Raw genomic sequence first — 12,376 nt, 5'->3', positions numbered from 1 at the left:
ACGGGCGGGCGGTGGACGGGGACGTCAGTCTGGACGCCCCCTCACCCCCGACCCCTCTCCCACCGGGGGAGAGGGGAGCAGACCCTGCTGGCGGCAGTGACGATCGATGCTGTCCAGGACGCCCGGCAGGTTCTGCCTGACCTCGTTGTTCCAGAAGCGCAGCACCGTGAACCCACCCGCCTCCAGCACCGCCGTGCGGGCCGCGTCGTACGCACGGGCGGACTCCTCGGCGTGCTGCCCACCATCGAGTTCCACGATCAGGCGAGCCTCGAAACACACGAAGTCCACCACGTACCCACCCACCGGCCACTGCCGCCTGAACTTCAGGCCCAGCTGCCCCGCCCGCAGTTCACGCCACACCACCCGCTCCTCGGGCGTCTGATCGCGCCGCAACTGCCGCGCCCGCACCGTCCCGCGCTTTACCGCACGCACCGTCATACCGAACTGTACCGCCCTTCTCCCCTCTCCCCGCGTGGGAGAGGGGCCGGGGGTGAGGGGGCGACCAGACCGGCGTTCCCGCACCTCCCGTTCCTCTGGAGCCTCACATGATCTTTGATCCGATTCTTGATAAGCCGCAGGATGAGTGCGGTGTGTTTGGCATGTACTCGCCGGAACCGGCGGACCTGGCGTGGTTCACGTACCTGGGCCTGTTCGCCTTGCAGCACCGTGGGCAGGAGGCGGCGGGCATGTGCGTGTCCGACGGCGAGAAGTTCCACGTGGAGAAGGACCTGGGGCTGGTGACGCAGGTGTTCGACGAGCGGCGCCTGGACAGCGTGCGCCTCGCGAACGCCCGCGTGAGCATCGGGCACGTTCGCTACAGCACGACGGGCAGCAACCTGCGCTTCAACGCGCAGCCCCTGACGACCCGCACGAACAAGGGCATCCTGGGACTGGCGCACAACGGGAATTTCGTGAACGCCCGCGAGGTCCGCAACGCCATGCTGATGGAAGGCGCGCTGTTCGCCACCACGAACGACAGCGAGGTCATGCTGAACCTGATCGCCCGCGAGAGCCACATGGACCTCGTGGAAGCCACGGCCGCCGCCATGAAGCAACTCAAGGGGGGCTTCGCGTGCGTGCTGATGAGCCGCACGCAACTGCTGGGCTTCCGCGACCCGAACGGCGTGCGCCCCCTGGTCATCGGGCAGCGGGACGACGGCGCGTACGTGATCGCCTCTGAGCCGTGCGCGCTGTTCACGGTCGGCGCGAAACTGCTGCGGGACGTGCAGCCCGGCGAACTCGTCTGGGTGGACCGCACGGGCCTGCACTCCCTGATGGTCGAACCCCGCAAGCCCACGCCCTGCGCGTTCGAGTGGATCTACTTCGCGCGCAGCGACAGCCGCCTGGACGGCGTGGACGCCCACGAGAGCCGCATCCGCATGGGCCACCAGCTCGCCAAGGAGCACCCGGTGGACGCCGACATCGTCGTGCCCGTCCCGGACAGCGGCATCGGCGCCGCCATCGGGTACGCCCGCGAGAGCGGCATTCCGTTCGATTACGGCCTGTACAAGAACCCCTACGCGGGCCGCACGTTCATCGCGCCCACGCAGGAAGCGCGTGAGTTGAAGGTCAAGATGAAACTCTCGCCCACCAGCGCCGTCGCCGGGAAACGGGTGATTCTGGTGGACGACAGCATCGTGCGCGGCACCACCAGCCGCCAGATCGTGAACCTGCTGCGCGAGGCAGGCGCGACCGAGGTTCACTTCCGGGTGTCCAGTCCGCCCATCAAGCACCCGTGCTTCTACGGCATCGACACCGCCGCGCGCAAGGAACTGGTGGCGAGTACGCACAGCATTGAGGAGATCCGCGAGTTGATCGGGGCGGACACGTTGAGTTTCATCAGTGAGCAGGGCATCCGCGAAGCCGTCAGCGGCCCCGGCCTGTGCCTCGCCTGCTTCAACGGGGAGTACCCCGCCGGGACGCCACTGCTGAACGACGTGGACAAGTTGGCGCTGGAAGTTTAGTCATTAACCAACCCAGTTTTTATGGTCAAGCTTGTAAAATTTCTTGAACAATTGCATCCCTGCTGGTTGAAAGATTTTCAATGATTTCCTTCATTCTGTGGGCATATTCCCTATTGGGGTAAATTACTTCATTGAACTCTCGCGCATAACCTTGAGAGATTAGATATTTAATAACTACTTCTATATCATTCCTAATGTCCCGACTGTCAGAACCTCTGAAGAAAGCATTTCTTTTTCTCCCAACTCCAGCTTGCATGTACAGCTTTCTTATTACCGTTCCAAGCGCCTTAATTCGCGCAGGCAAGGAACTTCTCATAATCGCCGCATTACTGCCAATTTCATCGCATTTGTAAACTTGGCAATCGATAAATATTAAAGACTCTTCAAATTCCGCAAGAGTCACACCCGAAACTTCACTGAAAATGCAATCCCTAAATACAATATCTTTGTGCCTGCTTATATCTATTGCGAGCTTGTTAATTACGCAGTCACTAAAGTTAATATTTACCAGAGAGACCTCATCTAAGCTTAGACTTTCAAATACGGCACCTTTGATGCCAATGTTGCAACTAATTGCATCCAGATTCATCTGAATTGAACACTCAATAAGGGAGGAGAACAAATCGGCAAGCAATTGGCTCTGATTTTGCATCGAAAAATTACTAGATACTCTCTTACAGCAAGACTCAAGTACCGATCTGGCAACATCAATATCACCAGCCGATCGATCCTTAACAATCTGAATACATGTTTCTATTGCCGCCTGGCTAATACCATTTTTCCAGGATGAAGAATCAAGATCATATATCTCACCTACGGCGAATCGGGCGATCCGACTGCCTTGAAGTGCGCCCATCATATCCATATCTACAAATGATCTTGCACCTTTATCTTGGTCTCTTTGTGTCAATCCAGGTATTCGCTGCAACTGCATCGTCACACCCTCATCGGGTATTAAATCAGTTTCTAGAGTATATGCCTCCGATAAATCTTTGCTTAATATCGGTCCATTTCCTTGCACACTACTTCTTACGGCAGTGGCGAGCCTTTCCATAATCTTTCTGAGCGTGGGGGCATCAATCACGCCATGTTCATGCGATGCCTCCCGCCTTACTATTAAATCAATAAATGTATCCCACACATATCCGAATCCATTTGATGCATCAATCTTTACTGCATCATCAAGCATGTTGTTGTGGGCCAAGTAACCCAATAAAAGCGGCTTTTTCGGCAGCCACTCCGGTATATCACCTTTCACTCCTTTCTTGTTAAGGTATTGCTTCGCCTGCTCTTCGGTAAATTCTTCGATATACAGTAAATTAATTTTCTTATCAAGAAGCCCCAGGGCATGCAACATTTCATCATTATCGTCAAAATAATGATCCCTCCCAACAATCAATATGCCGCATTTTGGATTTATAACACTCAATAATGATCTTGTGCCAGCCAGACTCTTCGATCTAGCATTTCTCATAAATTTTACATCGCTCGTACGAGCAATTATCTGTCCAGCAATTTCATCAAATCCATCGATTAACATGTGCGCCATTCCGGCTCTCCATGCAATATTAACCCCTTCCTTATCTTTCACTCCGATTTTCCTGGCATGCCTTTCTAAAATTTCTTCGGAATAGTCTTGCCCCCAATGTTCACGCAAGTTGATCGTAATAGGAGTTTTATTCAGAGCCATAGACGTTTTATTTTCAGTAGATAAAACCTTTTTTGAGATCTTTTCAAAAACCTCACGTACAAGCATGCTCTTACCATTTCCAAAAGGCGCAGTGCCAATAACTATTTCACCTTCAAGAAGTAATTCTACAATATCATTGACCTTTACAGTTCTTTTCTTGCTAAATCTACCTGCTACATCCATTGTCTCCAAGTACATAACAGGAACGATATATTCTTTTTCAGGGATGACTGTAGAACCGTTCGAAAGATCCCTGGCAGACCCGAAAGGAGTGGATCTTCTCATTTTAATGTAATTATGATTGTCAAAAAAAGAGCGCTAAATTGAGATAGGGTTTTTACGGTTACGCCATTTTCGTGGCAATGCTTAATGAGCTGAGCATCCAACTGCGACTTTGTAATCATCCATTTCTTTATTGGTTTTAAAGGATTTTTCTCCAATCTCTCCGCCGCACCAAGCTTTCTAACATCAGACTTAATTTTATCCAACTTAGTACTAACAGTCACCATGATCAAATTTATTGTTTCGCGGGTTTCAGCAAATCCATCGATCTCGCTTATACTCTTTTCCATTTCATAGTATTTTGGATTACAATCTCCAGCATCCAAACCCCACACAGCCTCAGCTACCCTTCGAACTTCTGCTTCAAAATCCATATTTTCCCGCAAATCACTAGCCATTTAGACATCACCTCTAAGTTATTGGAATCCGCTATGGCTACCGCGAAGTACAAGAATCGCAGGTGGAACTTGCCATATTAAGTATTCAAGGCTTTTATGCTTTCCGCACATTCCATTACGCTGAAGCGAGAAGTCCATCCAAAATGGTTTGGTAGGCCGCGTGCAGGCTGTGGTCACACCGGGCGAGTAGGTCTCCCCTCCCGGTTGCACCTTCACCTACGGAAAATTCCCTGGTTGTTCTGCACACTGCGATCATGACAACTCTACGGGCGTGGCGCGGCGCAATCTTGGCAGGCTGTGTGCTGTGCGCGGGGGCGGGGGCGCATCAGCCGCTGTTCAATCCGGGCAGCGGCACGCTGGACACGGCGTTCCGGGTGCCGCAGCCGACCGTGTCGAAGGTCATCACCGTGCAGGGCCGCGCGGGAGGCCGCGACTGGTACGCCCTGACGACCGGGGCGGGTTTCCGGTTGGACGTGGCGGTGTTCGTCAGTTCAGCGTGCGACGCGGCTTACCGTCCCCGCCTGTGGCTGGTGGGGCCGGGCGTGCCCGTGGGGGCGGGGCAGCCGGAGTTCGTGCCGGACGGCTGGGGCGCGGTGGGCGTGTCCGGGCCGTACGCGGCGTATTCGGGGCATGGTGTGGTGGGGTGGCGCGGGCCGACGCTGGCGCGGACGCTGGGTGCAGGCACGCACTATCTGGTGGTGGAGCATGGTGCGCGGGGCGGGTGGTCGTTCATCTCGCTGGCGGGCGCGGAGGTGCCGGGCGGCACGGCGGAGGGCCGCGCGGCGCTGGGTCGCTTCGGGCGGTGCGGAGGCTGAAGCGGGGCGGGGGCTGACTGAACCGGCTTTACAGCGGTTCGTACCGGACGGTGACGCTCATGACTGTGGCCGTGGGGGGGATCGTGGGGAACATGTCGTTGGTGTGCGCGAACACCACGCACTCTCCACCCTTGACCGGCACGTTGAAGCGCGCGATCGAGTGGAAGTCGTCGTTGTCCGGCGGCATCTGCCGGTGCGTTCCGAAAGCGGTTTCCAGTTCAGCCACGGTCGGTTGATGATCCTGCTGGTAGGTCAGTTCCGTCCACAGGTGGCGTCCGGTAGAGCCGACGGTCAGGCCGGTCAGACCGGGCGGAGGTTGAATGTCCAGTACGTCAATGTTGAGCGTGGCAGTTCCGAGCTGCTGCGCGAGGCTGATCTTATCGCCGGTTTCGGGTATCAGGCGGCACAGTTCCTGGATGGCGGTGGTGGGGGCGGTGAAGTCTATAGACATGGTCTGATCCTTTGCGCAGGCGCTCAGCAGCAGGGTCGCCAGGAGGCAGGCGCGGCGGGACAGGTTCACTTGATGCCGTTCCTGTAGCGGACGACCGGGAGGGCTCCCTCCGCATCCCAGGCGTCGCGTTCTCCTGGAAGCGCTCGATATGCTGCGTAGATGGTGTTGTAATTCCGGGTGGCGGTAGCTTCCCTGGTCCTGGCCGCGCTGATCTGAGCGTCGAGTTGCTGCATGTCCTGCTGCCGTTCGGTTCTGAGTGTGGGCGTAGCGGCTGAGGCCAGTGCCTTGGCTGCCTTTCGGCGTTTTTCCTCCAGATTACTTAAACTGGCGCGAGCAGCAAGCATTTCGTTATAGCGAGTGTTGAGATCGCTCATCGTTTTATTACGCGCTTTCGCGTAAGCCCCGAAGCTCGATTGGTAGAATTCATTTGCCACTATTCCCTGCACCGAGGCCGGATTGACGGGTTTCCGGGCGGCCGCAGTGATGACTTCTTTGGGGATGCCTGTCTGTTCGCCGATCTGGGCGGGGGTCATGCCAGCACCAAGCATCAAACGTACTGACATGAAATTCTGTTCGGCGTGCCGGGCCTCGTGGTACAGGGTTGCCATGGTTTCCCGGATCTGTTCCGGGTTCATGGTGTCATTCAGAGAGGCCGCATTTATTTTGATTCTCCAGGAGGTCGAACTGAAAGACCCGCTGCGTCCTGGGTTCATCTGCACGGACTGCAGGTTGGGTGCCGGGAATCCGTTGCCCTGACTGTACTGATTCAGCAGGGTTTTTATGGCGCTGGCCCGTTTCCCGGCTGTATCCAAGGTGTCCCAGTTCTGCACAATCTTCTCGATGTCCTTGACATACCGGATCATGGATTCAGGACGACTGAGACCACTGGGAAACATTTTTGCCAATTGTTCAGGGGTCAGCACCCCGTTCGCGGGGAAGTTGAACGATTCGGTGTCGGCTGACACCGGGATTCCCCGGCCAGAGGCCAGCAGGAGATCGAAGCTGGCTTGCCAGACACCAACGTTATTGAGGAAAGCGTGGTCGACAATGCCAGTCTGAGGAAGATCCAGTTTCTTCTGTATCTGCCTGATGACCTCGGGTGTGTATTGCTCGGCATTCGCCTGATACCAGGCTCTGGCCTTTCTGAGTTGCACGTTGTCCAGGTCCGTTCTGGGTGTCCCGGTGGTTTTGTTGAGAATGTATCCGGGTGGTGGGGTCGTGGGTCTCAGCGATGGCCGCGTGGAGGCTGGGACGGCGGTGCGTTGTTCCACGGCGCCTCCGGTGGTCGCCGGGCGTACCTGAATTCTGCCCGCAGGTACCTGGCGAGGCGCCGGGGGAACCTGCTGTGAGGTGCTGACTGCACCCCTGGGGGCAGCCGTCTCCGACTTCTCCTTGCGGGTAGCAGCTGTCTTGATGCTGGCCGCTGGTCTTGTTTTCGTTTCGAACATACGTCCCCGTTCAGGTGTGAGGTATTCCACACGCTAGCAGAGGGTCTGAGTTCTGACTGACTAGGTTGCGTGCCGATCTTGGGGAGTCCTTTCGCGTGGGTTCACAGGGTCGTATCGGGTACGTTCGGCGGGCCGGGTGTGGAGTCTGCTGGGAGGGTCGAGGCACCCCGCGCCGGGTGGGGTGCGGTTTTTCCAGTGGGGCCGGTGTGTCGCCTGTGCGGGCCGGTGAGGGGTGGAGTCTATGAAACTGCATAACATTCTGTACGCGGCCGGGTTCGTTTCGATTCTGATCAGTGCCACGCAGTACTTTCAGAACGAGTCGTCCGACAAGGAACGGGATGGTCTGTTCGTGGGGCACTGGGCGCCGACGTTCTTCATCCTGGGCAAGATCGCCGAGGACAAGGCCCGCCTGAACCGCAGCCTGACCGAGTAACACGGACTCCGATTGAATGGGCTGCAAAGGCCGTTCAATCCGAGCGAAGCGAGTGGAAGAAGAACGGGTTCCGGACGTGGAGCCGGCAATCCGGTGAAGTTCCGGATTGTTGGCGAAACAAACGGCAGTCCGTATAACACGGACTTCGAATCATTCTGGTTGGGGGGGTGTTCCTCCCGGTCAGTCGTGTGGAACGTGTGGAGACGGACCCCCCTGGTGTGGCGGGTCCGTTTCCGTGTGGCCTGAGGCTGTGGGGCCGGGTTCAGTGGGGGGTGCGGGGCAGGCGGCGACCGGGCGGGCGGAGGCCCAGGCCCAGCAGGAACCCGCCGGCGGCGGCGAGGCCGGTGGTGATCAGCACGTTGTTCAGGGGGCTGGGGCCCTCGTTGCTCTTGTTGGCGTAGGCGACGGCGTGCAGCTGGTTGATGTCGATCACGTCCTTGGTCAGCAGCACGGCAGCGGCGATCAGGGCGATCAGGCCCAGGGCGATGGCCAGGCGGGACAGGAGTTGCATGGGTGCATCTTAAGCGGGCGGGTGGGGGGCGCGTCTGACGGGAGCGCTTATGGTTCGGGGTGGGTGGTACGCGGCGGGGAACAATCCGGGGGGAGTCAGGTGCCATTTTCAGGGCGTGCGGGGGGTATGCTGAGGCGTTATGACGCAGTCGCAGACGATCATGTCGGGTGGGAACGCGGCCTTTATCGAGGGCCTGTACGAGGCGTACCTGGCTGACCCGCAGAGTGTGGATCCCGAGTGGCGCTCCTACTTCGATGAGCTTCGCGGTGGAGCGCACGAGACGCCGCATTCCGCCATTCAGCAGGCGTTCTACGAGCTGGGCACGCAGCGCCGTGGCGGCGCGGTGGTGCCGGTCCCGCAGGGGGTCAGTGGGGCGCAGCAGGCGGCGGGGGCGCTGATCACGGCGTACCGGGTGTACGGGCACATCAGTGCGCGGACGAACCCGCTGACCATCCGGGGCCTGCCGGTCGTGCCGGAACTCACGCCGGAGTACTACGGGCTGTCCACGGCGGACCTGAGCGAGCACGTTCAGGACGGGCCGTTCAGCGGGCCGCTGCGGGACGTGATCGCTCAGTTGCACGAGACGTACTGCGGCGCGATCGGGTTCGAGTTCAGTTACCTGCCGGCGACGGAACGCGCGTGGTTCCAGGCGCGGGTGGAGGCGAACCGGGGCCGGGGCGTGTACTCGGCGGAGGAACGCCGGCGTTTCATGTACAAGCTGAACGCGGCCGAGGGGCTGGAACTGTACCTGAAGAACAAGTACCCGGGCGTCAAGCGCTTCGGTCTGGAGGGCGGCGAGAGTTTCATCACGCTGCTTGACCGCGTGATTCAGCAGGCCGGGGCGCAGGGCGTGAAGGAAGTCGTGATCGGCATGGCGCACCGCGGCCGCCTGAACACGCTCGTGAACATTTTCGGAAAGCCGGCGAGCGTGCTGTTCGAGGAGTTCGACGGCAAGAAGAAACTCAGTGACAACCCGGACGTGGCGGGCGACGTGAAGTACCACATGGGGTACTCCAGTGACGTGCGCACGCCGGGCGGACCGATGCACCTGGCGCTGGCGTTCAACCCCAGCCACCTGGAGATCGTGTCGCCCGTGGTGCACGGGTCGGTGCGGGCGCGTCAGGACCGCCGGGGTGACGAGTCGCGCCGCAGCGTGCTGCCCATCACCGTGCACGGCGACGCGGCCGTGAGCGGGCAGGGCGTGGTCATGGAGACCCTGAACCTGTCGCGCCTGCGTGGTTTCGCGACCGGGGGCGCGGTGCGGATCGTGATCAACAACCAGGTGGGGTTCACGATCAGCGACCCGCGTGACACGCGCAGCAGCCGTTACTGCACGGACGTGGCGAAGATCGCGAACGCGCCGGTGCTGCACGTGAACGGGGACGATCCGGAAGCGGTGGCGTTCGCGGGGGATCTGGCGCTCGCGTACCGGCAGGAGTTCGGCAAGGACGTGTTCGTGGACCTGATCTGCTTCCGCCGCAACGGGCACAACGAGGGTGACGAGCCGCGCATGACGCAGCCGATCATGTACCGCGAGATCGACCGGCACCCGGGCACGCGGGCGCTGTACGCGCGGACGCTGGAGGCCGCCGGGGTGCTGCAGGCGGGCGAGGCGGACGGGCTGGTCGAGCAGTACCGGGACCGCCTGGACCGCGCCGAGCCGGTCGTGACCGAGATGGAGAACCTCGCGCAGAGCAAGCTGGCGGTGGACTGGTCGAAGTACACGGACACCAGCTGGCAGGACGAGGTGTCCACGGCCGTCAGTGCCGAGAAGCTGGGAGAGCTGGGCGCGAAGCTGGCGTCGGTGCCGGACGGCTTCCGGGTGCACCGGACCATCGAGCGGACCGTGATCAAGCCGCGTCAGGCGATGGCGCGTGGCGAGCAGCCGCTCGACTGGGGCATGGGTGAGATGCTGGCGTACGCGACGCTGCTCGACGAGGGCTACGGCGTGCGGCTGGTGGGGCAGGACAGCGGGCGCGGGACGTTCGTGCACCGTCACGCGGTCCTGCACGATCAGGACGCGCAGGATCCCATGAACGAGGAGTACATGGCGCTGGGGCACCTGCGTGACGGGCAGGGCAAGGTGGAGGTCATCGACTCCACGCTGTCCGAGGAGGCCGTCATGGCCTTCGAGTACGGGTACTCGACGAGCGAACCGAACGCGCTGATCGCGTGGGAAGCGCAGTTCGGGGACTTCGCGAACGGAGCGCAGGCGGTCATCGACCAGTTCCTGTCGGCCGGTGAGAGCAAGTGGCAGCGCCTGAGCGGCCTGACGCTGCTGCTGCCGCACGGGTACGAGGGTGCCGGTCCCGAGCACAGCAGCGCCCGCCTGGAGCGGTACCTGCAGCTGTGCGCGCAGAAGAACATGCAGGTCGTGGTGCCTTCGAGCGCCGCGCAGATCTTCCACCTGCTGCGCCGTCAGGTGCTGCGTCCGTACCGCAAGCCGCTGATCGTCATGACGCCCAAGAGCCTGCTGCGCAACAAGCTGGCCATGAGTCCCCTGTCGGAACTGGCCGAGGGCCGGTTCCACGAGGTCATCGGGGACGCCGGCGTGAGCGGGGCGCGGCGCGTGGTGATCAGCAGCGGGAAACTGCACTGGGAACTCACGGAGGCCCGCAACGCGGACGCCGAGGGGTACGCGGGAACGGCGCTGGTGCGGCTGGAGCAGCTGTATCCCTTCCCTGCCGAGGCGCTCGCGGCCGAGCTGGCCCGTCATCCGGGCGCGCAGGTCGTGTGGGCGCAGGAGGAACCGGAGAACCAGGGGGCGTGGCTGATGATCTGGGAGGACCTGGAGAAGGTCCTGGCACCGGGGCAGACGCTGAGCAGCTCCACCCGTCCGCGCAGCGCCAGCACCGCCGCCGGGTATGCCAGCGTGCATGCCAGGGAGCAGGCGAAGGTCATCGCGGACGCGCTCGGGGAGAAACTCGACCGGGCGGTCGTGGCCGATCAGAAGGAACTCGCCGAGACGGCCAAGCAGCAGGGCTGAGGCCGGGGGCCGGGGGCGTCCCCGGCCCAGTCACAGTCCTGGAGGGGTATAACTGAGGGCGTTATGGCGGACATCAAAGTTCCTGTTTTTTCCGAGTCGGTCAGCGAGGGTACGCTGCTGACGTGGCACAAGAAGCCCGGCGACACCGTGAAGCGCGGCGAGGTGCTCGCCGAGATCGAGACTGACAAGGTGGTGCTCGAGGTCACGGCGTTGCAGGACGGCGTGCTGGTCAGCGTCGCCAAGCAGGAGGGCGACACGGTCCTGAGCGAGGAGACGCTGGGCGTGGTCGGCGACGCGGGCAGCGCGCCCGCCCCCGCCCCGGCTCCGGCGGCGGATCCGGCGGAGGGTCCGGTGGCGAACACGGCCCCGGCCGACGCGGGGAACGAGGCGACGCGCCGCGACGACCTGTCGCCCGCGGTGCGCAAGGTGGTCGTCGAGAACGGCCTGAACCCCGCGCAGCTTCCCGCGACCGGCCCGAAAGGCAACATCACCAAGGCCGACGCGCTGGGCGCCGCTGCCCAGCAGGGCGCCCAGGCCGCAGCGCCCGCGGCCGCTCCGGTGGCCGCGCCCGTCCCGACCGGCGCGCGTCCCGAGCAGCGGGTGCCCATGACCCGCATCCGTCAGCGCATCAGTGAGCGCCTCAAGGAGGTGCAGAACACGGCGGCCCTGCTGACCACCTTCAACGAGGTGAACATGCAGCCCGCCATGGACCTGCGCAAGAAGTACCAGGATCAGTTCGTGGCGAAGCACGGCGTGAAACTGGGCTTCATGAGTCTGTTCGTGCGCGCCGCGACCGAGGCCCTCAAGGCCTTCCCGGTCATCAACGCCAGCGTCGAGGGCAAGGACATCATCTACCACGGCTTCTACGACATCGGCATCGCGGTCGCCAGTGACCGTGGGCTGGTCGTGCCGGTCCTGCGCGACACCGACCAGATGAGCCTCGCCGGGATCGAGAAGGCCATCGGCGGCTACGCCCAGAAGGCCAAGGCGGGCAAGCTGACCCTGGAAGACATGAGCGGCGGCACGTTCAGCATCACGAACGGCGGCACCTTCGGGTCCATGATGAGCACCCCGATCATCAACGCCCCGCAGAGCGCCATCCTGGGCATGCACAACATCATCGAGCGGCCCATCGCGCAGAACGGGCAGGTCGTGATCGCCCCCATGATGTACATCGCCCTGAGCTACGACCACCGCATCATCGACGGCAAGGAAGCCGTGCAGTTCCTCGTGATGATCAAGAACCTGCTGGAAGACCCGGCGCGGATGCTGCTGGAACTGTAAACAGCGTCGATGGTCGAAAGTTGATGGTTGATGGTCGGGAATTCCCCTCTGTCAACCATCAACTTTCTCCTGTTCACTCCTCCCCCCTTCCCGCGTCCGTCAGGCTTCTGCCAG

Annotated in this window: 11 protein-coding genes; 5 read left to right on the top strand and 6 right to left on the bottom strand. The window is 61.0% G+C overall.

From position 1 onward, the window contains the following. Nucleotides 1-24 precede the first annotated feature (24 nt). A complete protein-coding gene (locus ABDZ66_RS10790; RefSeq protein ID WP_343758688.1) occupies nt 25-438 on the bottom strand; it encodes an endonuclease domain-containing protein in 414 nt (137 codons plus the stop codon). Between the two features lie 107 nt (nt 439-545). Here ABDZ66_RS10790 and purF point away from each other — a divergent pair, with 107 nt between their 5' ends. Further along, nucleotides 546-1,964, top strand: coding sequence for an amidophosphoribosyltransferase (gene purF / locus ABDZ66_RS10785; RefSeq protein WP_343758686.1), 1,419 nt, complete (start codon nt 546-548; stop codon nt 1,962-1,964). A 25-nt stretch (nt 1,965-1,989) separates the two neighbouring features. On the opposite strand, the gene ABDZ66_RS10780 is transcribed toward purF, so the two are convergent. Then, on the bottom strand, nt 1,990-3,939 hold the full coding sequence (locus ABDZ66_RS10780) for an NACHT domain-containing protein (RefSeq protein WP_343758684.1): 1,950 nt from the start codon (nt 3,937-3,939) through the stop codon (nt 1,990-1,992). Continuing rightward, nucleotides 3,936-4,334, bottom strand: coding sequence for a hypothetical protein (locus ABDZ66_RS10775; RefSeq protein ID WP_343758682.1), 399 nt, complete (start codon nt 4,332-4,334; stop codon nt 3,936-3,938). Before ABDZ66_RS10775 ends, ABDZ66_RS10780 begins: the two co-directional genes overlap by 4 nt. 254 nt (nt 4,335-4,588) lie before the next feature. Here ABDZ66_RS10775 and ABDZ66_RS10770 point away from each other — a divergent pair, with 254 nt between their 5' ends. Next, entirely contained in the window at nt 4,589-5,149 is a 561-nt protein-coding gene (locus ABDZ66_RS10770) for a hypothetical protein (RefSeq protein WP_343758680.1), read from the top strand. A 28-nt stretch (nt 5,150-5,177) separates the two neighbouring features. Here the strand turns inward: ABDZ66_RS10770 and ABDZ66_RS10765 are convergent, their stop codons facing one another. Beyond that, nucleotides 5,178-5,669 carry a hypothetical protein gene (locus tag ABDZ66_RS10765; protein WP_343758677.1) on the bottom strand — a complete coding sequence of 164 codons (492 nt, stop codon included), beginning with the start codon at nt 5,667-5,669 and terminating at the stop codon, nt 5,178-5,180. After that, complete coding sequence (locus tag ABDZ66_RS10760) at nt 5,666-6,871, bottom strand: hypothetical protein (RefSeq protein ID WP_343758675.1); 1,206 nt, start codon at nt 6,869-6,871, stop codon at nt 5,666-5,668. Before ABDZ66_RS10760 ends, ABDZ66_RS10765 begins: the two co-directional genes overlap by 4 nt. 418 nt (nt 6,872-7,289) lie before the next feature. Between ABDZ66_RS10760 and ABDZ66_RS10755 the strand changes: the two genes are divergently transcribed. Next, a complete protein-coding gene (locus ABDZ66_RS10755) occupies nt 7,290-7,481 on the top strand; it encodes a hypothetical protein (protein WP_078301700.1) in 192 nt (63 codons plus the stop codon). A gap of 262 nt (nt 7,482-7,743) precedes the next feature. On the opposite strand, the gene ABDZ66_RS10750 is transcribed toward ABDZ66_RS10755, so the two are convergent. Further along, the gene (locus ABDZ66_RS10750; RefSeq protein WP_343758671.1) at nt 7,744-7,992 is read right to left on the bottom strand and encodes a hypothetical protein; all 249 of its coding nucleotides are present in this window, start codon (nt 7,990-7,992) and stop codon (nt 7,744-7,746) included. 139 nt (nt 7,993-8,131) lie between these two features. On the opposite strand from ABDZ66_RS10750, the gene ABDZ66_RS10745 reads away from it, so the two are divergent. Together ABDZ66_RS10745 and odhB are read left to right on the top strand one after the other, a co-directional pair. Further along, nucleotides 8,132-10,978: a 2-oxoglutarate dehydrogenase E1 component gene (locus tag ABDZ66_RS10745; RefSeq protein WP_343758669.1), complete on the top strand. Its 2,847-nt coding sequence runs from the start codon at nt 8,132-8,134 to the stop codon at nt 10,976-10,978. 63 nt (nt 10,979-11,041) lie between these two features. Beyond that, nucleotides 11,042-12,262: a 2-oxoglutarate dehydrogenase complex dihydrolipoyllysine-residue succinyltransferase gene (gene odhB / locus ABDZ66_RS10740; RefSeq protein WP_343758667.1), complete on the top strand. Its 1,221-nt coding sequence runs from the start codon at nt 11,042-11,044 to the stop codon at nt 12,260-12,262. Nucleotides 12,263-12,376 lie beyond the last annotated feature (114 nt).

It is taken from the genome of Deinococcus depolymerans (assembly GCF_039522025.1).
Lineage (GTDB): Bacteria > Deinococcota > Deinococci > Deinococcales > Deinococcaceae > Deinococcus > Deinococcus depolymerans.
This window is presented reverse-complemented; position numbering and strand designations above follow the sequence as displayed.